Here is a 26,298-nt window from a genome sequence, read left to right on the forward strand (position 1 = left end):
AGCGGGCCATGCCCGCGATCGTTATCAGCTACGTAGTGGAAACCGATCGCGGGCATGGCCCGCTCCTACCAGGGGGGCCGCTTAACTTAGTGTCATTCGGCTTACAGCTAATTTCTAAAAATAAACAGGGTCGACGCCCAATGGACAACGGAATTATCCAATCCCTCAAAGCGGCGCTCGACGCCTCCCCGGAAAACACCGCATTGCGCTTGGCGCTGATCAAGGCCCTCGCCAATGCGCAGGACTACCGGGAAGCGGAACAGTTTATCGACGGACTGGCGCCCGGCGATATCGAGGATGAGGACAGGATGCTGCTTGCCGATATCTGCTACAAAAGCGAACGGCACGAGCGGGGTATCTCCTTCCTGGATATGGACAACCCCCGGGCCCGTCTGTTGAAGGCGAAAATCCTCGCGGATCAGGGGGAGAGCGACGAGGCAATTCGCCTGTACGAATCCGCCGTGGAGGAAAATCCGGCGCTGGAGGACCAGGCGCTAAAGGCCCGGCTGGCGGCAAGGACCGTCGGGCAGGAAGGCAAACCGAAACTCCGAGTGATCGCCAACGACAACACCGACAGGGAGGAGGTCACACGCATCCTGCACCCGGAAAGTGAAGTGGTGAAGTTCAAGGACGTCGGCGGCCTCGCCTACGTCAAAAAGCAGATCCACAAGAAAATCATTCTCCCCTACCAGAAACCGTCCCTGTTCAGCCGCTTCAAGAAAAAAGTCGGCGGCGGCATCCTGCTGTACGGCCCGCCCGGCTGCGGCAAGACCCTGTTGGCCAGGGCCACCGCCGGCGAGTGCAACGCCCAGTTCTTCAATGTGGCCATCTCGGACATCCTCGATATGTATATCGGCGAATCCGAGAGCAAGCTGCACGCGGTTTTCGAACAGGCGCGGGCGCAGAGCCCCGCGGTGATTTTCTTCGACGAGGTGGAAGCACTGGCGGCGAAACGGCAGCACACTCGCGAGGCCACTTCATCGAAGCTGGTCAGCCAGTTTCTCGCCGAACTGGACGGCTTCTCCCAGAACAACGGCGGCGTGCTGGTGCTGGCGGCCACCAATGTGCCCTGGGCGCTGGACCCGGCCTTCCGCCGCCCGGGGCGTTTCGATCGCATCATTTTCGTTCCCCCGCCGGACCGCGAGGCGCGGCAGGATATCCTCACCGGACTGGTCAGCGAGCGCCCCGGCGGTGAATCCGTGGACGTGGCCGGCCTGGCGAAAATAACCAGCGGATACTCCGGTGCCGACCTGGTGAACCTGGTCGAGACCGCGGTGGACGAGGCGATCGATGAATCCATCGAATCCGGGAAGGAGATGCCCATTCGCAGCGAGCACCTGTTCGAATCGGTGAAAACGGTCCGCCCCACCACCCTGGAGTGGCTGTCCACCGCACGGAATTATGCCAAGTACGCCAACGATTCCGGCCAGTACACCGAGGTGCTGGATTTCCTGAAAAAACACGGAAAATAACCATGGCATCCGCTTACCAGATTATCGACGAACCGAAGCCCGGCCGCCTGTCCCGCTTTACTGTCGATCCCATGTGGCCGCTGTTCGCGTTTATGTTCGGCGGGCCCTTTATCAGCTGGGCCTGGTCGCTGTTCAACAGTTTTGCACTGGGCAGCCCCAGCCGGAACCGGGAAATCATCGCTGTCTCCCTGGGCCTGCTCGGCTATTTCGCCGTGCTGACGGCAATGATGACCAGCGAAACGCTGCGGGAGCTGGGGCCGGTTTATATTCGCCTGGCGCTGGTGGTGGTAAGCCTGTTTGCCTGTTACTACATTTACCTGAAGCAGAGTGCGGCCTGCGAGATCTATCAGTACTTTGACGGTGTGCTGATGAACGGTATTCCGGGAGTGATACTCGCCTATTTTGTCGGCTCGAAACTCGAGCAGATGGTAATGACACAGGTTCTGACGGGGCTGCAGCAATGGATATCCTAGATGGGCAGATACAGCGGCTGATCGAGCGCGCCGGCCAGCAGTACCGCTACGGGGATTTTCGCGGTGGTATGGAATCCCTGCGCGAAGCCCTGAGCATAGATCCGCAGCAGTATTTTCCGCACAGCTTTCTCGCCGTCGGCCTGCTCAACATGAAAAGACTGGTCGCGGCGGAACACGAAGCGCGCATCGGTGTGCAACTGGAGCCGGAGGCACATTTTGCCCACTTCGCCCTGGGCGAAGTGCTGCAGGCGCAGTTGAAGTTCAAGCAGGCGTTGAAACACCAGGAGCAGGCCCTGGCCCTCTCCCCCACCGACGCGGACTATCACCGCGCGGTCGCCGAAACCCTCGCGCTGATGGGCCGTGACAAGGCCGCGAAAGCCTATCTGGACAAGGCCCTGCAACTGGACCCGGAGAGTGCCGATACCCTGGCCCAATTGGGCGAGTGGCACCTGGGCAGGAATGAAAAAGAGGAAGCTGCGCGATTTTTTGACGAGGCCCTGAACCTGGAACCCCAACACCGGGCGGCGCTGACCGGTAAGGGCAGGCTGCTGCTGTATCGCGGTAAAACCGACGAGGCCTACGACCACGCCATCTGGGTATTGCAACAGGACGCCGACAACTACGGCGCCCTCCAGTTGCTCGCCTCGATCAAAATCCGCAGGAACCCGGTTTTCGGCCTGTGGTTCCGCATGAACGCCTGGCTCACTGCCGGCGGCAACATGCGCACCATTCTGTTGCTGATCGGCGCCTACGTGCTGTTTCAGCTGGCTTCCCAATTGCTGCAGGACCGCGGCCTTTCTGAAGCGGCGACCCTGCTGCGCTACACCTGGCTGGGGGTGGTGATCTACTCTTGGGTGGGCCCGGCCTGGTTTCGCTCGAAGCTGGAGGAGGAATTGAAGTCGGTGCGTTTGAAACCGGGCTTCTGATTCCGCCGCCGGGGGGTTTGCTCCCGGCATTCCACCAGGCACGCGGACAGCCGTTCTTCCTCCATCTTGCGCAGCGTCAGGCGGATAAAAAAGCCCGCCATCAGGCATACGAAAGCGATAACCGCAAGGCTGAGCAGGCCGGAAAAACTGGTAAACAGATCGATCAACGCGTCCATTTCTGGCTCCCTTTTTGTCGCCGATTATGTACAAATAGTGTAGGAGCCCGCCCGGCCGGAGCTTTGATCTGAATCAAGTCCGGCTCTTATTTCTCCTCTGGTAACTGCTCATCCCTGTAGGAGCGGCGGGGCGGCCATCCGCCATGCCCGCGATCGGGCTCTGTTCGCGGGCATGGCGGATGGCCGCCCCGCCGCTCCTACAAGGCTGAGCAGTTACCTCCTCTGTACTATTTCCCTCGGGAACGACACAAGGTGACGAAGGGGGAATCTCAAAAAATTCCGGCTATGCTGATAAAAACCAGAGCCGCGGCAGCGGTCGCAAAAGGTTCGGCTTCCTCCTGCCAGCGAGGCAGCAGGACCAGCAGCCCCAGTGGCGGCAGGAAAAATGCCAGCAGACCGGTAACCGTTCCCTGGCGGAAGCAGGCGTGCAGCAGGCTCAGCCAGCTGATTGCGGCGAAAGTCAGCGCAAACATGGTGAGTATGGCGGCCATGGGCGCCATGCCGGAACCCTCAACAATAATCGATGGAACAGGTAATAGAGTGTATAGCAGCTATCGGAGACTGCCCCGGGGACGAACCATTTGCTTACTCCTGATAGCCGTTCTGTTAAGCGGCTGTGAAACGGCGGGATATTACACCCAGGCGGTGACCGGGCAGTGGCGCCTCCTGGCCGCGCGCAAACCGATCGAGACGGTGGCCGCTGCGCCCGGCACCGGCGAAGAACTGCGGGAGCGGCTGCGCCTGGTGCAGGATATTCGCGCCTATGCCGGCGCCGAGCTGCAACTGCCGGTGGGAAAGGCCTACGGCTCCTATGTGAAGCTGGCGGAGGACTTCCCGGTGTGGAATGTGCTGGCGGCGCCGGAGTTTTCCCTCTCCCCCAAGCGCTGGTGCTATCCCTTTATCGGTTGCGCCAGTTACCGCGGCTATTTCCGCAAGGCCGATGCCGAGGCCAAGGCGAAGGCACTGTTGGCGGAGGGTTATGACATCTATCTGGGCCCGGTGCCCGCCTACAGCACCCTGGGCTGGTTCGACGATCCGGTGCTCTCCAGTTTCGTCAACTGGCCGCCGGACCGGCTCGCCGGGCTGCTGTTCCACGAGCTGGCGCACCGCCGGGTGTATATCTCCGGCGACACCACTTTCAACGAGAGCTTCGCCACCGCCGTGTCGGAACTGGCCCTGCCGGACTGGCGCCGCCGCCAGGGGTTGAACGGCAGGACGGCGGACCGCCGCGCCCAGTCGATGGCGATCCGGCGACTGATGATGGCCGCGCGCAAGCAGCTGGAGCCGATCTACAAATCCCCCCTTGCCGACGAGGAAAAGCGTGCCCGCAAGGCGGAAGTACTGGAGCGGCTGCGTTACTGCTATGACCGGATGTCGGCGGACTGGCCCAATGCCGAGCGCTACCGCGCCTATATCGAGAAAACCAACAACGCGACCCTGGCGCTGGCGTCCGAGTACCAGTCCCTGGTGCCGGCGTTCGCGCAACTGTACCGGGAGTCCGGGGAGACCTGGCCGGCGTTCTACCAGGCGGTGGAACGCTTAGGGAAAGAGGACAAGAAAACCCGCGACCGGCGCCTGAAAGCGCTGGCGGCGCGCCATCAGGAATCCAGCGATCACGTCTCAAGTAAAAAGGTAACCGGCCCGTCATTCGACAGCGAGACCTGCATGTCCGCGGCGAATATCCCGGTCTCCACCGGCGAGAACTGAGCGCGGGCGCGCCCGACGAAGTAATCGTACAGTTCCTCCGCCTGCGCCGGCGAGGCGCCGCGGCTGAAGCTGGGGCGCAGGCCCCGGGCGGTGTCGGCCACCAGGGTGAACTGGCTGACGATCAGCAGGCCGCCGCCGGCCTGCTGCACATTCAGGTTCATGCGCCCCTGCTCGTCGCCGAACACCCGGTAGTGAAGCACCTTGTGCAGCAGCTTGTCCGCGCTCTCGCGGTCGTCCCGCGCCTCCACGCCCAGCAGCAATAACAGGCCGCGGTCGATGGAGCCGACCGACTCGCCGTTCACGTCCACCCGCGCGTGGCTCACGCGCTGAATCAATCCCCTCACCGCAAACGTCCCTCCTGTTTCTGGAACCCGATTGGGAAATCGCCTAGATTAGCGGACTGTTCGATGACGAGAAACTCGAAACACACTATGAAGAAACAGCTTCTGATCCTGGCCGCCAGCGCACTGGCCACCGCCGCAACCCTGGCCGCGGACTATCCCGCTACCCCCAAGTTGGAAATGCGGGACAACTACTTCGGTACCCAGGTGGAGGATCCCTATCGCTGGCTGGAGGAGGGGACCTCCAGTGCAGTGAAAGCGTGGGTGGCCGCGCAGAATGATATTTCGCTGCCGCGGCTGAAGAAACTTCCCGGCTGGAACAAGCTGAACGAGCGCCTGGGGGAACTCTGGCAGTACGAGCGCTACAAAGTACCGTTCAAAAAGGCCGGCAAATACTACTACGAGTACAACGACGGCAGCTGGGATCAAAACGTCTTCTACCGCACCGACAGCCTGAAAAAAGACGGCACGGTAATGCTGGACCCGCGCAAGCTGAGCGAGGACGGCACCGTCGCCGCCAAGCGCTACCGGGTCAGCCCCAAGGGCCGCTACCTGGCCTACGGCACCTCCGACGGCGGCACCGACTGGACCGACTACCAGGTGCGCGACCTGAAGACCGGCCGGGATCTGAAAGACACCCTCACCGGCATCAAGTTCAGCGGCATCAGTTGGGCCGAGGACGAGTCCGGCTTCTACTACAGCCGCTATCCGTTCAACGAAGACGGCAGCGCCGACGACAGCAAGCAGGTCTCGGTCTATTTTCATAAACTGGGCCAGCCCCAGAGCCGCGACCGGCTGATCTATAAAATCACCGACCACCCCACCCGTAACCCGGAAGCGGAGCTGAGCCACGACGGCAACTACCTGGTGTTCAGCATCTTCGACGGCTATGACTCCAACGGCATCTACTACAAAGATCTGCGCAAGAAAGGCGGCGAGGTGGTCAGGCTGCTGGACGACTGGGACGGCCTCTACACCTATCTCGGCAACAGCGGCGAGACTTTCTATTTCCAGACCACCGCCGGCGCGCCCCTGGGCCGGGTGATCGCTATCGACCTGGGCAAGCCCCAGCGCAAACACTGGCGCGACCTGGTGCCGGAGCGGGAAAATGCCCTGCAGGAGGCATCGTTGATCGGCGGACGCTTTGTGCTGCACTACCTGCAGGACGCCAAGTCGAAAGTGGTGGTCACCGATACCGACGGCAAACAGCAGTACGAACTGAAATTGCCGGGTATGGGTTCGGTATCCGGCTTCTACGGCGAGCCGGACGAGGCGGAGACCTTCTACTCTTTCAGCAGCTTTATCACCCCGCCGAGCATCTACCGGTTGAATGTGCAGACCGGGAAGAGCGAGCTGTTCAAGGCCCCGGAATACCCGGCGGATTTTGCCGACCTCACCGTCAGCCAGCACTTTTACAAAAGCAAAGACGGCACCAGGATTCCGCTGTTCCTGGTGCACAAAAAAGGCCTGAAAAAAGACGGCAAAAATCCCACCCTGCTGTACGGCTACGGCGGCTTCAACGCGGCCATAGTGCCCGCCTTCTACACCCGCTTTGCCGGCTGGCTGGATATGGGCGGCACCCTGGCGGTGGCCAACCTGCGCGGCGGCAGCGAGTACGGTGAGGCCTGGCACCAGGCGGGCACCAAGGGCCAAAAGCAGAATGTGTTCGACGATTTCATCAGTGCCGCCGAGTGGCTGATCGCGGAGAAAATCACCTCGTCGGAAAAACTCGCGATCAGCGGCCGTTCCAACGGCGGCCTGCTGGTGGGCGCCACCATTACCCAGCGATCGGACCTCTTCGCCGCCGCACTGCCCGCGGTAGGCGTACTGGATATGCTGCGCTACCACACCGCCTCCGCCAACGCGCGCCAGTGGTCCAGCGATTACGGCCTGAGTGAAAACAAGGAGGAGTTCGAGGCTCTCTACGCCTACTCGCCGGTGCACAACACGGAAAAGGGCAAGTGCTACCCGCCCACCCTGATCACCACCGCGGACCGGGACGACCGCGTGGTCCCCTGGCACAGCTACAAATTCGCCGCCGTGCTGCAGCGCGACCAGGGCTGCGACAACCCCATCTGGCTCGCAGTCGAAACCCGCGCGGGCCACGGCGCCGGCAAGCCGGTATGGATGCAGGTGGAAGACATCACCAACCAGTGGAGCTTCCTGGCCTACCACCTGGGCATGAAGCTGGAGTAACCCCCGGGACCGCGGAGTTGTCTATTGAGCGCTGAAGGCTCCAGCTCCGCAAGCGGGCCGCAGGCCCGCCTCCTTGTAGGAGCGGCCCATGGCCGCGATCGGGTTTGGAAAATACCCACCACCGATCGCGGCCATGGGCCGCTCCTACAAAAACTCCGATTTCAATAACAATAATTGGGAAAGAACCATGCGCGCATTCGTCACCGGCGGTACCGGCTTCCTCGGTGCCAACCTGATCGAACAGCTGCTCGCCGACGGCTGGCAGGTAATTGCCATGCACCGCCACGGTTCCGACACGAAGCGGCTGCAACAACAGGGTGTGGAACTGGCGGAGGCCTCGTTCGCGGATATCGACTCCCTGCGCAACGCGATGCCGGAAAACCTCGATGCGGTATTCCACCTGGCCGCCAACACCAATTTATGGCGCGGCGGCAATGTGCAGCAGTGGCGGGACAACGTGGAGGGCTCGGCCAATATCGCCCGCGTGGCGCGGGAGAAAAATGCCGGCCGGCTGATCGCCACCAGCTCCATCGCCGTCTACGGCTACCAGAGCGGGCGCATCGACGAGCGGAGCCCCAAGTTGGCGGACGATCCGCGCCACGGTTACCTGTACACCAAGAAACGCGCCGAAGAAGCGGTGCGCGCGGAAATCGAACGGGGGCTGGACGCGGTATTCCTGAACCCCTGCGCCATCGTCGGCAAGTACGACACCACCAGTTGGGCGCAGACCTTTTTCCTGATGGAAAAAGACCAGCTGCCCGGCGTGCCCCCGGGTAAGGGCTCTTTCTGTTATGCGGGCTCGGTCGCACGGGCGCATATCGACGCCTTCCGCAAGGGCCGCTGCGGGGAAAACTATATCCTCGCCGGCCGGGACGCCAGCTTTCTGGAATTCTTCGGCAGGATCGCCGCGCTGCTGGGCAAGCCGGCACCGAAGCGGGCCATGCCGGCGTTCGTAATTCATACCCTGGGGTGGCTCTCCGACCTCTGGTCGATCGCCAGCGGGCGCGAACCGCTGATCACCCCGGAAAAGGCCGCGATGGTAACCAAACGCGTTGTAGCCAGCAGTGATAAGGCGGTACGCGAACTGGGCTACCAAAGCGACACCGACCTGGATACCATGCTGCGGGAGTGTTACGACTGGCTGGTGGAACAAAAACTGTTGAAGGCGTCGGCATGAATCGCGGAAATATCGTTTTTATCCTGGTGACGGTGCTGCTGGTACTGCAATTGATCCAGCACTACTTCCTCTCCGGCCCGCAGTAGCCTTTGTAGGAGCGGCCCATGGCCGCGATCAGACTTGCTTCGTAGCGTATACCTATCGCGGCCATGGGCCGCTCCTACAGGGAGTGAATAAAATTTATGACGGACAAACGCTGCAGCTGGTGCCTCTCCACCCCGCTCTACCAGCAATACCACGACGAGGAATGGGGCCGCCCGGTCACCGACGACGAAACCCTGTTCGAATTCCTGCTCCTCGAGGGCGCCCAGGCCGGACTCGCCTGGATCACCGTGCTCAACAAGCGGGAAAATTACCGCAAGGCTTTCGATAATTTCGACCCGGAGAAAATCGCCCGCTACACGCCGAAGAAAATCGAGCGGCTGCTGCAGAACCCCGGCATTATCCGCAACCGCCTCAAGGTGGAAGCGGCGGTAAAAAATGCCCGCGCCACCCTGGCCCTGCGCGATGCGGGCAGCAGCCTGTCGGAATTTATGTGGCAATTTACCGACGGCCGGGTAAAGGTGAACCGTCGCCGCAGCATCAAACAGGTACCCGCCACCACTTCAGAGTCCGACGCCATGAGCAAGGCGCTGAAAAAGGCCGGCTTCAGTTTCGTCGGCTCCACTATCATGTACGCACATATGCAGGCCACCGGCATGGTCAACGATCACCTGGTGAGTTGCCCGGCACATCAGCTCTGTGTAGACGAGGCCGCGGCAAAAAATCTGTTATAAACCTGCGAAATCGACAGGGGGAACCGGAATGGATTGGAACGCACTGCTGGAGGAATACTGGCCGCTGGTCAGTATCATAGCGTTGAAAATCATTTGGGCTCTGCTCGCCCTGGTGGCCACCGTACTGGCCGCCGGACTGGCGCGCCGAGGGGTGCGGCGGCTTTCCCGCCGCCTGGACGCCACCCTGATCCCGGTGCTCAGCAATATCGCCGTGTGGGCGGTGTACATCGTCGGCCTGCTGGTGGTATTGGATATCTTCGGGGCCAACACCACCAGCCTGATCGCCCTGCTCGGCGCCGCTGGCCTGGCGGTGGGCCTGGCCCTCAAGGACACCCTGCAGAATATCGCCGCCGGTTTTATCATCCTGGGCCTGCGCCCCTTCCGCGTGGGCGACACCATCCAGTTCGGGGATACCCTGGGCACGGTTCGCGAGGTGGGCCTGTTCACCACCGAGCTGGACACGGTGGACGGCCTGTATGTCTCGGCTCCCAACAGCGTTATCTGGGGCCAGACTCTCACCAACTTCAGCCGCAACACCACCCGCCGCATGGAAATCGTGGCGAGCATCGCCTACGGCGACAGTGTCGAAACCGGTATGGGTGTGCTGCGCCGGTTGGTGGAGCAGGAGCCGCGCATTCTCGATGACCCGGAGCCCACCTACGCGGTGAAGGCGCTGGCGGACAGCGCGGTCAATCTGCAGCTGCGCGCCTGGACCTACACCGGCGACTACTGGGACGTCTACTGGTCTCTGATGGAGAAGCTCAAGCCGGCGCTGGAGGCCGAGGGCCTGAGTATTCCCTTCCCCCAGCGCGAACTGCATATCATCGGCCGCTCTGGGCAACTCCAATAGCCGTCCATTTCCGTCGGCTCGGCGCAACCGCGCCGGGCGCCGGGCCCCGCGCAATCGACTCTCCTGCCGTTTCGTGTCAAAGTACCGCGGTTTTCACTGTGTGCAAAAAATAACCGAGGCAAGACGATGCGAATCACGCAAACCAGCCCCCTGATCCCCACACTGTTGGCCCTCGCCATCCTCGGCGGATGCCAGCGCGAGGAGAGCACCCAGGCCGATATCAGTGCCCAGTCGGCGCAGGACGCCGCTACGGAAACCACCGCCGCCATCGACCCCGCTGCGGAGACGGCGCGCCTGACCGAGTGGCTCGACGAGCGCTATGAGGAACAGCTGCAGTTCAGCCCCACCCAGCTCAGCTACCTGGGCCGCAAGGAGCTGTACGACCAGATCGACGATTTGAGCGAGGCCGCCGAGGCGCGCAAGCTGGCCTGGCAGGCGAAGACCGTCGAAGAGCTGAAGAAGAACTTCGACTACGGGAAGCTGAGCCCGGAGGGCAAAACCTCTTACGATATCTGGGTCTACCAGTACGAACAGGCCAAGGCCGCCGAGCCGTTCAAGCGCCACGGCTATATCTTCGAGCAGATGGGCGGCGCCCAGTCGCAGCTGCCCAACTTCCTGCTCAACTTCCACAAGGTGGACAACGCCTCCGATATGGAGGCCTATATCGCCCGTATCGGCGGCATCTCCCGCGCCGTCGGCCAGCTGCTGGAGCGCGCCAAGTTGAGCGCCAAAGAGGGTATCCGCCCGCCGCGTTTCGCCTACGAGGGCGCCATCGACCAGTCCACCAAACTGATCGCCGGCGCGCCCTTCAATGACGGCGAAGACGCGCCCCTGTGGGCCGGCGCCAAGGAGCAGATCGCCGCGCTGCTGGAAGCCGGCGAGATTGACCAGAAGCAGGCCGACGCCTTGACCGCAGAAGCACGCAAGGCCCTGGAAACCCAATTCCTGCCCGCCTATCAGGAACTGATCGGCTGGCTGGAGGCGGATATGCAGAAGGCTTCCGAGGAGCCCCAGGGCGCCAGCAGCCTGCCCGACGGCGAGGCCTACTACAACCAGATGCTGGCCAAGACCACCACCACCGAACTGACCGCCGATGAGATCCACCAGATCGGTCTTCAGGAAGTGGCGCGCATTCGCGGCGAGATGGAAACCATTAAAAAGCAGGTGGAGTTCGAGGGCAGCCTGCAGGACTTCTTTGCCTTCATCCGTGAAGACGACCGGTTCTACTACCCGAATACCGAAGAGGGCCGCCAGGGCTACCTGAAGGACTCCGAGGCCTTCCTCAACAACATCGGCAAGAAGCTGCCGGACTACTTCGGCCTGCTGCCCAAGGCGGACCTGATCGTCAAGCGCGTGGAAGCCTTCCGCGAGCAGCCCGGCGGTGCCCAGCACTACTACCCCGGTACCCCGGATGGATCGCGCCCCGGTATTTACTACGCGCACCTGGCCGATATGAGCGCCTACTCCACCACCGATATGGAGACCGTCGCCTACCACGAGGGCAACCCCGGCCACCATATGCAGATCTCAATCGCCCAGGAACTGGAGGGCATCCCGCAATTTCGCACCCAGGCCCACTTCACCGTCTACCAGGAAGGCTGGGCGCTCTACGCGGAAAAACTCTCTAAGGAAATGGGCGCGTTTGAAGATCCCTACAACCTCTTCGGCCACCTGACCGCGGAAATGTGGCGGGCCATCCGCCTGGTGGTGGACACCGGCCTGCACGCCAAGGGCTGGACCGAGGAACAGGCGGTGCAGTACTTCCTGGAAAACTCCGCCATCCCGGAAACCGCCGTGCGCTCCGAAGTGCGCCGCTACCTGGTATGGCCCAGCCAGGCCACCGCCTACAAGATCGGCATGCTGAAAATCATGGAACTGCGCAAGCAGGCCGAGGAGCAGTTGGGCGATAAGTTCGATATCCGCGGCTTCCACGACACCGTCCTCGGCGGCGGCGCCCTGCCCCTGCCGGTGCTGGAAAGCCGGGTGGCCCGTTGGGTGGACGAGGTTAAGAGCGCTTAACCCAGAACTCCCCCTTGCCTCCCCTCTCCCGCAAGCGGGAGAGGGGAGGCAAGGGGGAGAGGGAAACCAGCCAAGGGCCATGCGCCTGAAGAAAACTTTTACCCACACCCATACCGCCCACGGTTTCCGCTGTGGCTCACTCCCTTCCACTATTATCCGCTGCCACAATAAACAGCGCTTACTTCGCGCATATCGCCTGCCGATAGAGTTTCTGTTCCTGTGTGATATCGTACTCACTCTCGCCAGGTGACGATGCAAATTCTCAACCAGCTGTTCAGTGCAGTCGTTGGTATCGTGTCGGTCGGCTCCGCTGAGAGCCGCAGAAATTCCCGGCGGTAAGTACCGGTTATGTTGAGTGAAGGAATTCGAAAATGCGCAAATGTACAAGCTGTAACAATGGCGTGCTGAAGCCTCATTTCCTGGATGAGCTGTTCCGTGCCCATACCTGCTCCGCCTGCGGCGGCAACTGGATTCTGATTGAGGATTATGTGGCCTGGAAGGAACACAACCCGCAGCACACCTTTCCCAGTGGCCTGGATTTCGCGCAGGTGGATGCGGCGGACTCCAGGAAGGCGCTGCTTTGTCCGGTTTCCGGTGCAATCATGCAGAAATTTCGCATCTCCTCCCGCAGTGATCGCCGTGTGGACTACAGTCCCGCCGTCGGAGGCCTGTGGCTGGACAAGGGTGAGTGGGAACTGCTGAAAAGCGAAGGCCTGGCCGGCTCCCTCAATGCCGTAGTCACGCACCAGTGGCAGCATAAGGTGCGGCAGGAGAGCGCCCGCGAGACCTTCTCGGAAATCTACCGGCAGAAGTTCGGAGAAGAGGTCTACGAAGAAATCAGGGACTTGCGTACCTGGCTACAGGCACAGCCGCAAAAGGCCGACCTGCGCGCTTATCTGCTGGCGGAAGACCCCTACTCCGCCGAAAAATAGCCTGGTTTCGGGGAAAGTCTTTCACGCACGATTCCTAGAGATGCCATAAATCCTGGTGCTGTTATGAGCGAGATTAATATCAGGCAGGTTGTCAAATCCGATGTGCCGACAATCTGCTCAATCTACAATCACTATGTGCTGAACTCGATCGTTACCTTCGAAGAATCGGAAGTCTCCGTCCCGGAAATGGAAGAGCGTATTTCTGAGATTGAGCATTCCGGCCTTCCCTGGCTGGTGGCAGAACATTCCGGGGAGGTTCTAGGTTACGCCTACGCCTCAAAGTGGAAAGGGCGGTGTGCCTACCGCTTCTCGGTGGAGAGTACGGTTTATCTTGCCCAGGGAGCTGGGGGAAAAGGCATCGGAAGCCTGCTGTATCAAGCGCTGCTCGATGCACTGGCAGAAAAGGGATTACATTCTGTTATCGGTGGGGTCGCTCTGCCAAACCCGGCGAGTGTGGCCCTGCATGAAAAGCTCGGCATGGAAAAAGTCGCCCACTTCAGGGAGGTCGGATTCAAGTTCGACCAGTGGATTGATGTGGGCTATTGGCAGAAAACCCTGGACCGTGCCTGACTTTTTTTGCAAAGGGCTGATATTTACAAAACAGAGTTAGAGAATGTCCGATGAATAAAACGGACCTCGCCTTCAGTGCCCTGCGGAACGCCCTGTCTTCCTACTATCCCCTGTCCGAAGAAACCTGGTCGGCCTTCAAAGCGATCTGCAAATACCGGGAGCCGCAAAAAAGCGAGATCCTCTACCTGGCGGGCGAGGTGCCCGCGACATTCTCGTTCGTCTACTCGGGACTGTTCCGCGTCTTTACCGTGGATAACAAAGGCAACGAATACAACAAGAATTTTTTCGATGAGGGAAAGTTTCCCGGCGCCATGACCGCGCTGCTGAAGTCGGAGCCCTCGGAATTCACCATCGAGGCGCTGGAAGATTCAGCCATTATAGAAATCCACTTCCAAAGGTTTCGGCAATTGCTGCTGGAACGGGACGACCTCAAGATGTTCCAGATCCACTACCTGGAGAGGAACTGGTTGCTGGCCAAAGATGCCCGCGAAGTGGAAATAGTCCAGGAGGACGCCGCACAGCGCTACCGGCGCTTCCTGCGCGAGTTTCCCACCTTGGCCGGCCGGCTGCCCCAGTATCATATTGCCTCCCACTTGGGCATCACGCCCACCCAGCTCAGTCGCGTAAGAAAAAACCTGTAGTTTCTCAACCTATGTAAATGAAGCTTCCCGTCCTTCTCCCTATCCTGTTCATCACAGCGTCAATAACCGGAACAGGTAAGGAGAAAGGGGATGGATGTACTGGAAGCGTTGAACTGGCGTTACGCGGTCCGGCAGTTTTCGGATGAACGGATCGACGAGGCGCAGCTGCAACAACTGCTGACCGCCACCCGTATGAGCGCGTCGTCCTACGGCCTGCAGCCCTATCGGCTGATCGTGGTGGAGTCTGAGGAAATGCGCCGGCGCCTCCTATCTCATTCGATGGGGCAGGAGAAGGTGGTGCGCTGCTCGCACCTGGTTGTCTTTGCCGCCCGGACGGACCTCGGCGAGCGGATGGTGGACCGCTATATGGAGCGGTTTGCCCAGGTGCGCGGTGTCCCGTTGAACGAACTGCGGAAAATGTCTGATCACTTCAAGAGCGCGCTGGCGGCCAGGACGCCGGAGCAGAACCTGCAATGGGCGCACCGGCAGACCTATCTCGCGCTGGGAAATTTCCTGACCTGCGCTGCGCTGATGGGGATAGACAGCTGCCCCATGGAGGGTTTTGAAGCCGAGGGCTACGATCGGGTGTTGGGGCTGGCCGAACAGGGCCTGACCACCTCGGTGATCAGCGCCATTGGTCGTCGCGATCCGGAAGATGTCAGCGCCGGCCTTCAAAAGGTGCGTTTCGAGCATCGCGATGTGGTCGAAGTGATCTAGTGGGCTATCTATCGCTACTGGCGCTGACGGCGGGGGCGGCCATTGCAGTGCAGGCCAGCATGAACGCGCAGCTGGGTGTACTGCTCAGGAATTCGCTGCTGGGCACCTCCGTGGCCTTCGCCACCAGCTTCCTGCTCTCACTGCTCGCGGTGGTGGTATCCACCCGGCAGTACCCGCAGATGGAATCCATCCAGGCCGTGCCTTTCTATCTCTGGTTCGGCGGGGTCCTGAGTGCCTTCGGCGTGGGCATGTTCTATTTCCTGATTCCGAGAATGGGCGTGGGGTCCATGATGTCCTATGCGCTCACCGGGCAGATCCTGGTTGCCGTTGCCGCCAGCCACTTCGGTTGGTTCGACCTCCCCACCAAACCTGTAAGCCCGGCCAGGGCCCTCGGCGTTTCGGCGCTGGTGGTGGGCATAGTACTGATTAATTGGGAGTGATCGCGTGGACAATAAAGCATTGGACAAGGCGAATATCGACAACCTGACCGCGCTGTGGCGGGCCATGGGCACCCGCGCTGATTCCGGCATTGCGGGGATGCATGCCTCCGCCGGCTGGCCCAATCGCTGCTGGTTCGACTGGGGCGAGGAACCGACTGCGCCAGAAGACGATTTACTGGCACAGTTGCCCCCTCAGGCCACGGTGCCGCTCTGGGCAGCGGACGAGAGAAACAGCCCGCTGGAGCGGGCTTTGGTAAGCAACGGATTTGCCGTCTGCCTGGAGCAGAGGGCCATGCATTTAAATCTGCACAGTTGGGCCGGTGCCTCCCCCGGGGAGCTGCGACTATCCAGGGTGGCTTCATTGCCGCAGGTGGAATCCTGGACCGACGTCTGCAGCCGCGCCTTTGGCTACCCAATAGAGGTTGCGGTGATTCAGCGGATTGCCAAGGACCCCGCCGTGCGTTTGCTGCAGGCCCGCATCGAAAAGAAAGTGGTGGCCACCGCCCTGCTCTACAAAACAGGTACGGTAATCGGCGTCCATCAGGTTGGGGTTCCGCCGGAATATCGGGGCAAAGGTATCGCCGGCACCCTGATGCGAAATATCCTCACCACCTGTCGGGAGTGGCAGGGCCGGTTTGTTACCCTGCAGGCCTCCGCCGCCGGCGAGGGTCTGTACCGGAAACTGGGTTTTGAGTTGCGGTTCAGAATCGATAGCTACCGGAGGTAAGGTCGTGGATTACTATGATCCGCTACTGCAGCACGGCAGTGGCGAAACACTGAAAGTCAGCGGCGGTATCGAGGTGGTGGAAGCGAATGTGGCGGTGGAGACGCCCGATGGCGAGGCCGATTGCTATTTCGTACACCCGGCAAAAGGACGGCACGCTGCAGTTATCCTGTGGCCGGATATTTTCGGCATGCGTACGGCATTCCGCCAGATGGGCAAGCGCCTCGCCGGGTCCGGCTACTCGGTTCTGGTGGTCGATCCCTATTACCGAACCATGAATGATCAGCTGATCCCCGACGACACAATGGTTATCGATCCACAGCTGCGCCAGAAGATTTTCCCCAAAGCGAGGGAGCAGGCTGCGACCCTGTCGCCGGGTACCTGTGTGACAGATGGCCGCGCTTTCGTCGAGTTTCTCGACCAGCAGCCGTCGGTGGACACCGGGAGAAAAATCGGCATTATGGGCTACTGCATGACCGGCTCCTATAGCTTCAGACTGGCGGCGGATATGTCGGAGCGTATCGGTGCGGGTGCCTCCTTCCACGGCGGCGGTCTGGTGACCGATAAGGCTGATAGCCCCCATCTCCTCGTGCCGGAAACAAAGGCCGGATTTCTGGTGGCAATTGCGGAGAACGATGACGAACGCGATCCCCAGGCCAAAGTCGAGTTGCGCAAGGCCTTTGACAGCGCCGGCGTACCGGCCGAGACCGAGGTCTATGAAGGCGCACACCACGGCTGGTGCCCGCCGGACTCCGCAGTCTATAACCAAGCCCAGGCGGAGCGCGCCTGGCGCCGGATGCTGGCACTGTTTGAACACAACCTCGTCTGACAGGGGGCCAGTTGAGGGTCACTGTGCGCAGAAAAAGTCCAGTGTCTGCCTTCCCCCACTGTGGATAGCCATCGGTTTGGCGTTTTGGGCACTTGTCGGATTTGGCCTCTATGGAGCTTTTGTAGGAACCCCGTTATAGAGTTTTTTTCCTATGGCCAGATCGGACAGTCTGATTCCAGCTCCCGAAGATAGTGACCACTACCGTATCTTCGGCTTCCTGGTAATCCGCAGCGCATTCGACCCGCGCCCGCTGGCGGAGGAGCTCGACCGGGTGATGGGCGACGGGCTGGTGCCGCCGCTGGATATTTCCGGTGGGGAGAGATTTCGCTACGCGCCGATGATGACCGCGGAGACGCCGGTGAGCCTGTCGCTGCTCGACCGCCTGGAGCCGCTGGCGACGGAGCTACTCGGCGGAGCGGTGCTGCCCACGCGGGCCAAGGGCGTGCTCTACAGCGGCGACACGCCCTGGCATGGGGATTCCGATGTGCCGCTGGCGAGTGTCGGTATTGCGGCCTACCTGGAACCCGTTAAAGCGAACACCGGCGCGCTGCGGGTACTGCCCGGTTCCCACCGGCCGGAATTTGCCCGCGCCCTCGCGCCGATGAGCGGGGTGGCGGCGGAGTCCCTGCCGGGACATATTCTGGAGACGGAACCCGGCGACCTGATCCTGTTCGACGAACACCTCTTCCACGGCAGCTGCGGCGGCGGCCTGCGCCGGCAGTGGCGGCTTGATTTCCTCCTGGATCCCGTCACTGCCGAGGCGGAGCGTCGCACCCGCGCCTATTTCGCAGACATCTATCCCGCGGACTGGAACGGCGGCTACGACGTGGACCGCTACCCCAGCTACGGCCCGGATTGGCGCCGCTCGGGACGCAGGGTCGTGCAGCGCTTGGAAGAACTGGGTGTCTACCGGCTGGCGGATGCGCAGGAGGCCTATAGTCGCTCCAGGCAGTGAGCCGGTTTTTGCCCAGGGCGGTTCCGCACCGGTAAACTGCCCCCCGATCTGCAAAATTCAAGGAGCCCGCCTGTGAACCGTTCGAAGTGGCTGATCGTCATTGTCATCGCACTCTTCCAATTTTCCACGGCGGTCGCTATGGCCGAGCCGGTTGCCACCGATATTGTGGTGCGCGCCAAAGCCAGGGACGCCAAGTTTATCGGCTCCTCCATCGGCGGCGCGCTGGTGCGTATCCGCGACGCGGACAGCGGCGCCCTGCTCGCCGAGGGCTTGACCGAGGGCAGTACCGGCAATACCGATAAAATCATGCGCCAGCCCCACAGCCGCTACGGTTCCATCGCCGAGGGCGCGGCCGCCTTCAAGGCCACGCTGGAGATCGACGAGCCGGTGTTTCTCACCGTGGAGGTGGTGGCGCCGGCGATCAAGCGGCAGGCGCGGGTACTCTCGCAAACCCAGACCTGGCTGGTGCCGGGCAAGCCGATCGACGGCGACGGCCTGATCGTCGAGGTCCCCGGTATGGTGGTGGATCTGCTCAGCCCGCAGACCCACCAAGCGGTACCGGCTTCGGACAGCCCGTTTGAAATCAAGGCCAATGTGGTGATGATGTGCGGCTGTGCGCTGACCCCGGACGGCCTCTGGGACGGCAGCAAAATGGAGGTGGCGGCGATAGTGCGCAAGGACGGTGAGCTTTACAAAACGGTGCCGCTGAAGATACAGGACACCAGCACCTTCGGCGCACCGCTGGAGGCGAAATCACCGGGTGTCTACCAGTTACTGGTCTATGCCTACGATCCCAGAACCGGAAATACCGGCGTCGACCAGACCAGTTTTATCGTCCAATAAAGTTGTTGCCATGATACTCACCGCGAGCAGAAATCAGTACGACGGTCTCTACATCCACCCGGAAGCCCTGCCGGAAGACGCCGGAGAGTTCAGACTGCGCCTGGCCGCGTCCCTGGAGCACTGGCGCGGCGAGCGCGCCAAGGCGGTGTGGTTGCGGCTGCCGGCGCGGCATTCGCAATTGATTCCCGTGGCCCTGGAGTTGGATTTTGAATTTCACCATTGCAAAGCCGATGAAGTGATGATGATCCTGCGCCTGGTGGAAAACACCCCGCTGCCCCTGTTCGCCACTCACACCATCGGCGCGGGCGGGCTGGTGATCTCCGCAGAGGGAAAGATACTGACCGTGGTGGAACGCCACGACCTGGAGACCCGCCCCGGCCATTTCAAATTTCCCGGCGGCATGCTGGAGCCCGGGGAGCATATCGAGGACGGGGTGATCCGCGAGGTATTCGAGGAGACCGGCGTAGAGACGGAGTTCGAGGGGCTGGTCAGCTTCCGCCACCACCACGGCGGCCAGTTCGGCACCTCGAACATTTACGCGGTGTGCAAGCTGAAGCCGCTGACCCGGGAAATCAAAATAGACGAAGAGGAAATCGGCCTCGCCCGCTGGATACCGGTGGAGGAATATTTGGCTGCGGAGGGCGTGGGCAGCTACAACAAGCACATCGTCCGCAGTGCGTTGCCCGGCAGCTTTCTGCAACGGCAAAAAATTCCCGGCTACCGCGGCGATGCGGACGACTACGAGATCTATTCTCCTGCGTGACTCTTCCCGGATCCGCTTGACTCGGCGGGTCGAAAGCGTTGGAATAATACGCCTGTAAATTGACTGACGCGATTTACATCTTTCATTGCGGCATCCGCCGCAAATTGTCTCCGGTGACTCGCTCACCGTTCAAAAAATTGGCCTCGACCGTCGGGGTTGCGGCCTTTCAAACAGCGGTAAACACAGTACTCGCGCCCCTGGCGTTCGCGAAGCTGGCGGTAGGGCTCTGTGCTGCCGTTTTAGTAATTAAAAATTTCCGTAACTACTCTCCCCTCTCCCGCTTGCGGGGGAGGGGCCGGGGGAGGGGGCGCTGACCGGCTCCCCCTCTCCCTAACCTGTCGGGGTGAGTAGTTACAAATTTTCAACAATTAGAGGAGGAATCATGCCTACACAAGATGATCTGTACCCTTCCCGGTTGGGCGGCAGGGAACAAATCATCCCCAGACAGGACCCGGTGGTCTACGGCGGCGAGCCGCCGGAAAGCGGCGCGTCGCTGGAACGGGCGCAGTTGGACCACTACGAAAAAAACGGCTACCTGGTTCTGCCCGGCTATATGCCGGAAATGGTGGAGCCGCTACTGACGGAAAACAGCTGCGCGGAAAATTGCGCGGATGCGAGGAGCTGGTGTGTGAGCCGGAGAGCGACGAACTGCGCACCATCTTCAATCCCTGTGGTTTCAGCGGGCACATCGACCGCTTTTTCCGCCACCCGAAAATCCTGCCACTGGTGCGCCAGCTGCTGGGATCGGATGTGTACCTGATGCAATCCCGGGTCAACAACAAACCCGCCTTCACCGGCCGCTCCTTCGCTTGGCACTCCGACTTCGAGACCTGGCACGTGGAGGACGGTATGCCCAGGATGCGCGCCCTTACCGCCTGGATCATGCTCAGCGAGAACCACCAGCACAACGGCCCGCTGTATGTGATCCCCGGCTCCTACAAGCTCTATGTTTCCTGCCGCGGCAGAACCGCCGAGGACAATTACAAATCCTCCCTGCGCCGGCAGGTGCTGGGCGTGCCCAGGCCGGAGACCATGCGCGAGATCCTGCGGGACCGGGAGATACACGCGATTACCGGTATGCCGGGCACCCTGGTGATCCACGAGTGCAACCTGCTGCACGGTTCGCCGGACAATATTTCCAACGACCCGCGCAAGGTGTTGATGTGCGTGTACAACAGCGTGGAAAACAAACCGGCGGCACCCTTCGGCGGTCTCAAGCCGCGCCCGAGTTTTCTCAGCAGCCGGGATTACAGCCCGGCGAACCTGTCGGCCGCCTGAGGCACAGTGGTTTTTGTAGGAGCGGCCCATGGCCGCGATCAATAGTGGGTCATCTACTTCGCCCGGCTAGCCTGATCGCGGCCAACGGCCGCTCCTACTTAATCTGCGATAACGGCCGCTTCTCTTTCTCTCTTTTCGATGTCTGCAGTCTCCGCACCGACGACTTTGTCGATATGGTACTTGGGCCGCTGCTTCACTTCCTCGAACAGCTTGGCGATATACTCGCCGATCACTCCCAGACACAGCAGCTGCACACTGCCGATAAACAGCAGCGGCAGCAGGATGGACGCCCAGCCGGGCACGGCGTTATCGGTGAACAGGCGCGTGGTCAGCACCCAGGCGATCACGGCAAACGACAGCGCGCTGGAGACCAGCCCCAGCACCGTAATCGCCCGCAGCGGCGCGGTGGAAAAGGCGGTGATTCCCCGCCAGGCCAGGGACAGCATGCGCCGCAGTGGGTATTTGCTCTCCCCGGCGGTGCGCTCCCGCCGCCGGTATTCCACTTGGGAGGATTCGAAGCCCAGTTCGCGCACCATGCCGCGCAGGAACAGGTTGGCCTCCGGGTATTCCAACAGCGCGTCCAGCGCGCGGCGGGAGAGCAGGCGGAAGTCGGCGTGGTTGAACACCAGGTCGACGCCCAGCTTGTGCATCACCCGGTAGTAGCCCTCGGCGGTAAAGCGCTTGAAAAAGGTATCCGTGTGGCGCTCGCTGCGCACCCCATAGACCACTTCGCTGCCCTGCAGGTAGTGGTCCACCATGGGTTCGATATTTTCCGCACCGTCCTGCAGGTCGGCGTCGATGCTCACCACCGCTTCTTCCACCGTCTGGCTCAGGCCCGCGTGCAGCGCATTCTGGTGACCCTTGTTACGCGACAGCCTGACCGACACCACCTGGCTTTCCCGCCGGGCGATCTTCTGCATCAGCGGCCAGGTGTCGTCCCTGCTGCCGTCGTCCACCAGGTAAATTTTCGATCCGCGCGCCACCTTGCCGGAGTGCTCCAGGCGATTCAGTTGCTGCAGCAGTTCCGCGCAGCTCTCCGCGAGTATCTCTTCCTCGTTGTAGCAGGGCACGACGATGGCGAGGGTGGGGGCGGGTCTTGTGGAGTCTGTAGGCATTATTCTCTCCGGTAGATCCAGTACTGATGCAGGGTGAAATTGCACAGCAGGGTGATGCCGGTGGCGACCACCTGCGCCGCCAGGTAGTGCAGCGCAGTCAGCAGTGCGGCGAAGCTGGCGGTGTTGACGCCCAGCCCGAGCAGGGCCACCAGGACAAACCTGGGCAACGTCTGCGCGTGACTCTTTCGGCTGGAAAAGGTGAAGTGGTAATTCAGCCAGTAGTTGAACCCCGCCGACAATGCAAAGGAGGCTGCGGACGCGGCCACTTCGGCGGTATGCAGCAGTTCGACGAACAGCGCCAGCAGCAGAAACTGCAACAGGGTGGCGGTGCCGCCCACCAGGGCGAAGCGCAACAGGCGATCAATCATTTTTCGGCAGCTCTGCCAGCGCGGTTTCGGGAGGTTTGGCCAGGAAGCGGGCCATGGCCCAGTCGGCGTGGTCGTGGCGGTTGCTGCCCAGCGGGTCCACCACCAGGGTTATCCGGGAGGCGCCCTCCAGCGGCAGCAGGATTTCCCCCGTCTCCCGCCGGTTGTTATAGGGGCCGCTGCTGAAAACCTCCTCTCCGTCGAGCAACACCTTGAATTCCACCAGGCCGCGGTGACCGGCGGCGTCCAGGCCGAAATAGCTGTGAAAATATTTCGCCCCGGGCGGAATCCGGTAGCGGGTCTCGCTGCGCGCGTGCACGCCCAGCCCCTTCGCGTAGTGGTGTCCGCCGATGCGGATCGGCCGCTGTTCCACACTGCGGTCGCGGCCCATGTGGCCCCACTCCTGCCGATGGTAGTCCGCGCTCAACTGGCTCAGGTAAAGCTCCCCCTGCTGCGCCATCTGTTCCGCCAGGGTGTAGTGCCGCCAGGCGGAGGCGGCGCCGAAGCACAGCAGCAGGCCGGAGGCGGTCAGCGCGGCCACGGTGGGTGTATGCGCGGAGTTCCTTTCGCTTTTCTCCCCACCGCTTTCCTCCTCCCTTCTGCGCCGCGCGGCCAGCAGCAGGGCCGCCTGGGCGAACAGCAACCCCTCGCCGGGTTTGCGATAGCGCCCCTCGTTGACCGCGATAGGTAGCAGGCCCTGCACCACTATCCAGGTCAACAGCAGCGACGGCAGCAGGCGCTCGCCCTTCAGCCGGCGCCAGTAAAAGGCGGTGCCCGCCAGCAACAGCAGGGTCAGCGGCGCCCACAGCCAGCGGGCGTGAATATTCAGCTGATCCAGCTGGCGGTCGCGGTTCTGGTCCGGCCAGGAGCGGCCGAAAAACAGGAACAGCAGGTTTTCTTTCGCGATCCACAGGGCGTTGGAAAACGTCAGCGGGTATTTCGCCAGTGCCCGTTGCCAGTCCTCAGAGCCTTTATCGATATCGATGGTGACGTCGGCGGTGCCGCTGCGCGCGGTCTGCCAGTCGGAGAGCGGCTCCAGGGGCTTTTCGCCGGTGGAGGGGGAGGCGAACCAGTAGTTCCAGCGGGCGCCCCCGCGGCGATAGTGCATATTGATTTGCTTATTGCCGGAGCGGGTGTAGATCGCCACCAGCTGGCCGACGCCGTGGGGGGCGAAAATATGCATCTTCTGGTAGCCGCGGTAGGCCAGCGGGCCGAGGACCAGGGCGAGCAGCAGCAGCGAGTAGACCGCCTTGCGCAGCTTGTCGTCCTGCAACAGCCACAGCCAGGTGCAGGTCACCGCGGCCAGGGGTATCGCAATGCCGCGGGTCAGCCCCGCCAGCGCCCACACCAGCGCCATCAGCAGGAAACTTCGCAGGTCCTGTTTGCGCTTGCTGCGCCAACTGCTCCAGAGCGCGGCGCCGAGCAGGGGCAGCAGCAGCGTCTCCTGCATGAAATAGCCGTAGATGGCGATCCACGACGGCAGCAGCGACAGTGCCGCCCAGCCGCCGAGCGCGATGGCCCTGCTCGGCTGCAGTTCGCGCAGGAAGCGGTACCAGAACCAGGGGGTGAGCAGGGACAGCAGCGCGGTGTAGAAGGCCACCAGCAGCGGCTCGCTCAGGGTGAGTTTCCCCAGGGCGCCGATATACAGCTGGTAGAGCACCGGGTCGGTCATCGACATGGGGTCGTCGCGCAGGGCCTCGATGCCCTGCTCCCAGTGGCGCTGGGGGTCGCTCCAGATATGGTCCAGGGGGTTGAACTGCAGGATATAGTCCACCCGTAGCCAGGCGCCGAGAAAGATCAGTGCATAGAGAAACGCGTAGAGGCAGTTGCGGCGGGTCAGCTGCAGTTGGAAGTGCAGTTGGCGGCCCGCGAGGAAGCCAGTCCAGCGGTCTGGTGTGGCGGCGGTCTCCGCCGGGTGGCTGTGCATGGACGCGGCCCGTAGTTCTTCATATTGGCGTTTATTTAACCATATGAACTTAGTGGTGGTACAGAATTGAGCGCAACCGTAAGTACTGTGACAGTGCTGGTTGCCTCGGGCTTATCGGGGGCTCCCCGAGTCCCGAATCAAACCGCCACCACCCGGTTGCGCCCGCTGTCTTTGGCGCGGTACATGCGCGCGTCCGCCTCCGCCAGCAGCTGGCCGTGAGTGGCGCTGGACGGGTCGCCCTCGGCGACGCCGAAACTGATGGAGATCTTGACCGGCGGATCGTATTTCTGACTGAGCGCCTCCACCCGGTCGCGCAGTTTTTCCGCCAGTATGCCGCCACCGTCGAGATCGGTATTGGGCAGCAGAATCAGGAATTCCTCGCCACCCCAGCGGGCCACTATGTCGTCGGTGCGGGTGTTCTCCCGCAGCACTTCCGCCACGTCCTGCAGCACCCGGTCGCCGAAGGCGTGGCCATAGTTGTCGTTGAGGGTCTTGAAGTTGTCCAGGTCGCCGATCAGCACTGTGTAGCGGCCCGACAGGTGGCGGTTGCGGCGCTCCAACTCGTGCATGGCGCGATAGGCCTCGTGCCGGTTGGCCAGCCCGGTGAGGGCGTCGGTGCTGGCGCGGTTCTCCAGTTCCTGGGTCAGGGTGTGTAGCATCTGCTGGGTCTGGTGGCGGCTGCTGTCGAGAATCGCGGTGAGTGCGGTGAGCGCGCCGAACACGGCGATAAAGCGCGCCCGGTAGGCGGTGTCGTATTCCGCGGTCATGCCGGGAAAGTCCGGGTAGAACAGCACCAGCGCGGTGATACCGCCGATGGCCACCAGGGTCGCGGTGCCCACCTTGTAGCCGTACAAATTGATAAAGCCGGGTACCAGCATCACCGCCCACATCAGTCCGGTGTTGTTCACACCGCCGGAGAGCAGCAGGTAGAAATACAGTACCAACAGCAGGGTGCCCACCAGCAGCGGCGTCTTGCTGCTCGGGCCTACCAGGTTGACCGTGATATAGGCCCCGAGGATCAGCGTTGCCACGCCGAACAGGGTGGAGGCCTGGAGGAGATCGCCATTGGTGAGGGCGATCACGCTCATGGCACCGGTGATCGCCAGGGAGAAAATCAGCATATAGCCGGAGGCCTGCACGCGCCGGCGCAGCTCCAACTGGAGCGCTTCGCGAACCGGGTCCCGGTAGTTATTGTTATGTGCGGTGTTCATGGGTTCCTATTGTTGTGCGGGCCTGTTCCCATCCGGCTACCACCAGCCCGGCACTGCTACGGCACTTTGAGTGCTTTCGCTAACCCTTCGATGTTTCCCGGCCGCCGATGGCAAAACAGCTTCTCGCCGCCATCCCCAAGACACATAACAAGGCGGCCCCGCGATCGGGGGCGCCTAGTATATGGCGATTCGCCTTCGCGCCAAAGAGCGGGACTATAGTATCAGCAGGATAAATAAGGACGGTGTGGCAGATTGTGGCGAACTTGCAGCTGACTTGTGGCGATATCCTGACCATGAGCGCGGACGCACTGGTGTGCCCGGCGCACAAGCACCTGATCCCCGGGCGCGGCCTCTCGGCGCAGATCTACGATCGCGGCGGCGAGGCACTGGTGGCGGCCTGCGCGCAGCAGCCGGAATGCGCCGTGGGCGAGGCGCGCCTGACCCGCGCCTACGGCCTGCCGGCAAAGTATCTTTTGCATACAGTGACACCCCAATGGAGCAGCGGCGACCAGTGGGGCGTGCAGGCCCTGGTGCAGCTGCGCCGCTGTTACCAGAGCGTGCTCGCCCTGGCGCGGCAGAAAGGTCTCGGCAGCCTGCTCTTTCCCGCCCTGGGGGCGGGCACCAACCGCTTTCCCCACTCCATTGCCGCGCACCAGGCGCTGGAGGTATTAACGGTCGAAACGAGGGATTTTGCGCGGGTGGCGGTGTGTCTGCACACGCCGGCGGCGCTGGGGGAATGGCGGCGGGTTCAGCGGCGGTTTTTTGGGGAAGAGCGGGAATAGTCTTAGATTAAAAAACGCCAGACCTGTGATGAGTTGTAGATCTCTGGATTGGCCATGGTCCAGCGCCCGAGCGTTGTGGGAGGGCGGTGATCG

The 26,298-nt window shown here is 61.8% G+C and carries 28 protein-coding genes; 21 read left to right on the forward strand and 7 right to left on the reverse strand.

The features are described from left to right. Positions 1 to 140 precede the first annotated feature (140 nt). Genes PP263_RS16700 through PP263_RS16710 form a run of 3 tightly spaced genes read left to right on the forward strand, consistent with a single transcriptional unit; the run spans position 141 to position 2,871 of the window. On the forward strand, positions 141 to 1,472 hold the full coding sequence (locus PP263_RS16700; RefSeq protein WP_308364892.1) for an AAA family ATPase: 1,332 nt from the start codon (positions 141 to 143) through the stop codon (positions 1,470 to 1,472). A gap of 2 nt (positions 1,473 to 1,474) precedes the next feature. Further along, positions 1,475 to 1,945 (forward strand): hypothetical protein, encoded by a 471-nt coding sequence (locus PP263_RS16705; RefSeq protein ID WP_308364894.1) that lies wholly within the window; start codon positions 1,475 to 1,477, stop codon positions 1,943 to 1,945. Continuing rightward, positions 1,933 to 2,871 carry a tetratricopeptide repeat protein gene (locus PP263_RS16710; protein WP_308364895.1) on the forward strand — a complete coding sequence of 313 codons (939 nt, stop codon included), beginning with the start codon at positions 1,933 to 1,935 and terminating at the stop codon, positions 2,869 to 2,871. The genes PP263_RS16705 and PP263_RS16710 overlap by 13 nt, the downstream gene beginning before the upstream one ends. On the opposite strand, the gene PP263_RS16715 is transcribed toward PP263_RS16710, so the two are convergent. After that, complete coding sequence (locus PP263_RS16715; protein ID WP_308364896.1) at positions 2,790 to 3,047, reverse strand: DUF3149 domain-containing protein; 258 nt, start codon at positions 3,045 to 3,047, stop codon at positions 2,790 to 2,792. The two genes, PP263_RS16710 and PP263_RS16715, sit on opposite strands and share 82 nt — an antisense overlap. A 269-nt stretch (positions 3,048 to 3,316) precedes the next feature. Then, positions 3,317 to 3,547: a hypothetical protein gene (locus tag PP263_RS16720; RefSeq protein ID WP_308364897.1), complete on the reverse strand. Its 231-nt coding sequence runs from the start codon at positions 3,545 to 3,547 to the stop codon at positions 3,317 to 3,319. 40 nt (positions 3,548 to 3,587) lie between these two features. Between PP263_RS16720 and PP263_RS16725 the strand changes: the two genes are divergently transcribed. After that, a complete protein-coding gene (locus tag PP263_RS16725; protein WP_308364898.1) occupies positions 3,588 to 4,754 on the forward strand; it encodes an aminopeptidase in 1,167 nt (388 codons plus the stop codon). On the opposite strand, the gene dtd is transcribed toward PP263_RS16725, so the two are convergent. Beyond that, a complete protein-coding gene (gene dtd / locus PP263_RS16730) occupies positions 4,661 to 5,098 on the reverse strand; it encodes a D-aminoacyl-tRNA deacylase (RefSeq protein ID WP_183457871.1) in 438 nt (145 codons plus the stop codon). The two genes, PP263_RS16725 and dtd, sit on opposite strands and share 94 nt — an antisense overlap. A gap of 87 nt (positions 5,099 to 5,185) precedes the next feature. Here dtd and PP263_RS16735 point away from each other — a divergent pair, with 87 nt between their 5' ends. The 16 genes from PP263_RS16735 (at position 5,186) to PP263_RS16810 (ending at position 20,805) form a co-directional block, all read left to right on the forward strand. Further along, on the forward strand, positions 5,186 to 7,291 hold the full coding sequence (locus PP263_RS16735) for a prolyl oligopeptidase family serine peptidase (RefSeq protein WP_308364899.1): 2,106 nt from the start codon (positions 5,186 to 5,188) through the stop codon (positions 7,289 to 7,291). Between the two features lie 88 nt (positions 7,292 to 7,379). Beyond that, a complete protein-coding gene (locus tag PP263_RS16740) occupies positions 7,380 to 8,468 on the forward strand; it encodes an SDR family oxidoreductase (RefSeq protein WP_308364900.1) in 1,089 nt (362 codons plus the stop codon). Positions 8,469 to 8,650: 182 nt separating this feature from the next. Further along, a complete protein-coding gene (locus PP263_RS16745) occupies positions 8,651 to 9,244 on the forward strand; it encodes a DNA-3-methyladenine glycosylase I (protein ID WP_308364902.1) in 594 nt (197 codons plus the stop codon). Between the two features lie 28 nt (positions 9,245 to 9,272). Next, on the forward strand, positions 9,273 to 10,094 hold the full coding sequence (locus PP263_RS16750; RefSeq protein ID WP_308364904.1) for a mechanosensitive ion channel family protein: 822 nt from the start codon (positions 9,273 to 9,275) through the stop codon (positions 10,092 to 10,094). Between the two features lie 126 nt (positions 10,095 to 10,220). Next, positions 10,221 to 12,113, forward strand: a complete 1,893-nt coding sequence (locus tag PP263_RS16755) for a DUF885 domain-containing protein (protein ID WP_308364905.1) — start codon at positions 10,221 to 10,223, stop codon at positions 12,111 to 12,113. Positions 12,114 to 12,484: 371 nt separating this feature from the next. Then, a complete protein-coding gene (locus PP263_RS16760) occupies positions 12,485 to 13,045 on the forward strand; it encodes a zf-TFIIB domain-containing protein (protein WP_308364906.1) in 561 nt (186 codons plus the stop codon). A 63-nt stretch (positions 13,046 to 13,108) separates the two neighbouring features. Further along, positions 13,109 to 13,615, forward strand: coding sequence for an arsinothricin resistance N-acetyltransferase ArsN1 family B (locus PP263_RS16765; RefSeq protein ID WP_308364907.1), 507 nt, complete (start codon positions 13,109 to 13,111; stop codon positions 13,613 to 13,615). Between the two features lie 50 nt (positions 13,616 to 13,665). Then, the gene (locus PP263_RS16770) at positions 13,666 to 14,256 is read left to right on the forward strand and encodes a Crp/Fnr family transcriptional regulator (RefSeq protein ID WP_308364908.1); all 591 of its coding nucleotides are present in this window, start codon (positions 13,666 to 13,668) and stop codon (positions 14,254 to 14,256) included. Positions 14,257 to 14,346: 90 nt separating this feature from the next. Further along, positions 14,347 to 14,973, forward strand: coding sequence for an NAD(P)H-dependent oxidoreductase (locus PP263_RS16775; protein ID WP_308364910.1), 627 nt, complete (start codon positions 14,347 to 14,349; stop codon positions 14,971 to 14,973). Further along, on the forward strand, positions 14,973 to 15,413 hold the full coding sequence (locus PP263_RS16780) for a DMT family transporter (protein ID WP_308364911.1): 441 nt from the start codon (positions 14,973 to 14,975) through the stop codon (positions 15,411 to 15,413). Before PP263_RS16775 ends, PP263_RS16780 begins: the two co-directional genes overlap by 1 nt. A 4-nt stretch (positions 15,414 to 15,417) precedes the next feature. Next, positions 15,418 to 16,140, forward strand: coding sequence for a GNAT family N-acetyltransferase (locus tag PP263_RS16785; RefSeq protein ID WP_308364912.1), 723 nt, complete (start codon positions 15,418 to 15,420; stop codon positions 16,138 to 16,140). A 4-nt stretch (positions 16,141 to 16,144) separates the two neighbouring features. After that, positions 16,145 to 16,966, forward strand: a complete 822-nt coding sequence (locus tag PP263_RS16790) for a dienelactone hydrolase family protein (protein WP_308364913.1) — start codon at positions 16,145 to 16,147, stop codon at positions 16,964 to 16,966. 151 nt (positions 16,967 to 17,117) lie between these two features. Beyond that, entirely contained in the window at positions 17,118 to 17,921 is an 804-nt protein-coding gene (locus tag PP263_RS16795) for a phytanoyl-CoA dioxygenase family protein (protein WP_308364914.1), read from the forward strand. A 72-nt stretch (positions 17,922 to 17,993) separates the two neighbouring features. Then, on the forward strand, positions 17,994 to 18,764 hold the full coding sequence (locus tag PP263_RS16800; RefSeq protein ID WP_308364915.1) for a hypothetical protein: 771 nt from the start codon (positions 17,994 to 17,996) through the stop codon (positions 18,762 to 18,764). Positions 18,765 to 18,774: 10 nt separating this feature from the next. Further along, positions 18,775 to 19,527, forward strand: coding sequence for an NUDIX domain-containing protein (locus PP263_RS16805; RefSeq protein WP_308364916.1), 753 nt, complete (start codon positions 18,775 to 18,777; stop codon positions 19,525 to 19,527). Between the two features lie 624 nt (positions 19,528 to 20,151). Continuing rightward, positions 20,152 to 20,805 carry a phytanoyl-CoA dioxygenase family protein gene (locus PP263_RS16810; protein WP_308364917.1) on the forward strand — a complete coding sequence of 218 codons (654 nt, stop codon included), beginning with the start codon at positions 20,152 to 20,154 and terminating at the stop codon, positions 20,803 to 20,805. Positions 20,806 to 20,903: 98 nt separating this feature from the next. Here the strand turns inward: PP263_RS16810 and PP263_RS16815 are convergent, their stop codons facing one another. The 4 genes from PP263_RS16815 to PP263_RS16830 form a co-directional block, all read right to left on the reverse strand. Then, on the reverse strand, positions 20,904 to 21,920 hold the full coding sequence (locus PP263_RS16815; protein ID WP_308364918.1) for a glycosyltransferase family 2 protein: 1,017 nt from the start codon (positions 21,918 to 21,920) through the stop codon (positions 20,904 to 20,906). Then, positions 21,920 to 22,288, reverse strand: a complete 369-nt coding sequence (locus PP263_RS16820) for a GtrA family protein (protein WP_308364920.1) — start codon at positions 22,286 to 22,288, stop codon at positions 21,920 to 21,922. Before PP263_RS16820 ends, PP263_RS16815 begins: the two co-directional genes overlap by 1 nt. After that, positions 22,281 to 24,212: an NPCBM/NEW2 domain-containing protein gene (locus PP263_RS16825; RefSeq protein WP_308364922.1), complete on the reverse strand. Its 1,932-nt coding sequence runs from the start codon at positions 24,210 to 24,212 to the stop codon at positions 22,281 to 22,283. The genes PP263_RS16820 and PP263_RS16825 overlap by 8 nt, the downstream gene beginning before the upstream one ends. 137 nt (positions 24,213 to 24,349) lie before the next feature. Next, positions 24,350 to 25,423, reverse strand: a complete 1,074-nt coding sequence (locus PP263_RS16830) for a GGDEF domain-containing protein (RefSeq protein WP_308364924.1) — start codon at positions 25,421 to 25,423, stop codon at positions 24,350 to 24,352. A 254-nt stretch (positions 25,424 to 25,677) separates the two neighbouring features. On the opposite strand from PP263_RS16830, the gene PP263_RS16835 reads away from it, so the two are divergent. After that, positions 25,678 to 26,205 (forward strand): macro domain-containing protein, encoded by a 528-nt coding sequence (locus tag PP263_RS16835; RefSeq protein WP_308364925.1) that lies wholly within the window; start codon positions 25,678 to 25,680, stop codon positions 26,203 to 26,205. Positions 26,206 to 26,298 lie beyond the last annotated feature (93 nt).

Origin of the sequence: Microbulbifer sp. TB1203 (assembly GCF_030997045.1) — a bacterium.
In the GTDB taxonomy this organism is placed as follows: domain Bacteria; phylum Pseudomonadota; class Gammaproteobacteria; order Pseudomonadales; family Cellvibrionaceae; genus Microbulbifer.

Bases quoted from the DNA above. Each gene is read 5' to 3' on its own strand.
- PP263_RS16775 (WP_308364910.1), top strand. From the start codon at position 14,347: ATGGATGTACTGGAAGCGTTGAACTGGCGTTACGCGGTCCGGCAGTTT.
- PP263_RS16700 (WP_308364892.1), top strand. From the start codon at position 141: ATGGACAACGGAATTATCCAATCCCTCAAAGCGGCGCTCGACGCCTCC.
- PP263_RS16760 (WP_308364906.1), top strand. From the start codon at position 12,485: ATGCGCAAATGTACAAGCTGTAACAATGGCGTGCTGAAGCCTCATTTC.
- PP263_RS16765 (WP_308364907.1), top strand. From the start codon at position 13,109: ATGAGCGAGATTAATATCAGGCAGGTTGTCAAATCCGATGTGCCGACA.
- PP263_RS16770 (WP_308364908.1), top strand. From the start codon at position 13,666: ATGAATAAAACGGACCTCGCCTTCAGTGCCCTGCGGAACGCCCTGTCT.
- PP263_RS16830 (WP_308364924.1), bottom strand. From the start codon at position 25,423: ATGAACACCGCACATAACAATAACTACCGGGACCCGGTTCGCGAAGCG.
- PP263_RS16715 (WP_308364896.1), bottom strand. From the start codon at position 3,047: ATGGACGCGTTGATCGATCTGTTTACCAGTTTTTCCGGCCTGCTCAGC.
- PP263_RS16825 (WP_308364922.1), bottom strand. From the start codon at position 24,212: ATGCACAGCCACCCGGCGGAGACCGCCGCCACACCAGACCGCTGGACT.
- PP263_RS16755 (WP_308364905.1), top strand. From the start codon at position 10,221: ATGCGAATCACGCAAACCAGCCCCCTGATCCCCACACTGTTGGCCCTC.
- PP263_RS16795 (WP_308364914.1), top strand. From the start codon at position 17,118: ATGGCCAGATCGGACAGTCTGATTCCAGCTCCCGAAGATAGTGACCAC.
- PP263_RS16745 (WP_308364902.1), top strand. From the start codon at position 8,651: ATGACGGACAAACGCTGCAGCTGGTGCCTCTCCACCCCGCTCTACCAG.
- PP263_RS16750 (WP_308364904.1), top strand. From the start codon at position 9,273: ATGGATTGGAACGCACTGCTGGAGGAATACTGGCCGCTGGTCAGTATC.
- PP263_RS16815 (WP_308364918.1), bottom strand. From the start codon at position 21,920: ATGCCTACAGACTCCACAAGACCCGCCCCCACCCTCGCCATCGTCGTG.
- PP263_RS16735 (WP_308364899.1), top strand. From the start codon at position 5,186: ATGAAGAAACAGCTTCTGATCCTGGCCGCCAGCGCACTGGCCACCGCC.
- PP263_RS16705 (WP_308364894.1), top strand. From the start codon at position 1,475: ATGGCATCCGCTTACCAGATTATCGACGAACCGAAGCCCGGCCGCCTG.
- PP263_RS16720 (WP_308364897.1), bottom strand. From the start codon at position 3,547: ATGGCGCCCATGGCCGCCATACTCACCATGTTTGCGCTGACTTTCGCC.
- PP263_RS16740 (WP_308364900.1), top strand. From the start codon at position 7,380: ATGGCCGCGATCGGGTTTGGAAAATACCCACCACCGATCGCGGCCATG.
- PP263_RS16710 (WP_308364895.1), top strand. From the start codon at position 1,933: ATGGATATCCTAGATGGGCAGATACAGCGGCTGATCGAGCGCGCCGGC.
- PP263_RS16805 (WP_308364916.1), top strand. From the start codon at position 18,775: ATGATACTCACCGCGAGCAGAAATCAGTACGACGGTCTCTACATCCAC.
- PP263_RS16820 (WP_308364920.1), bottom strand. From the start codon at position 22,288: ATGATTGATCGCCTGTTGCGCTTCGCCCTGGTGGGCGGCACCGCCACC.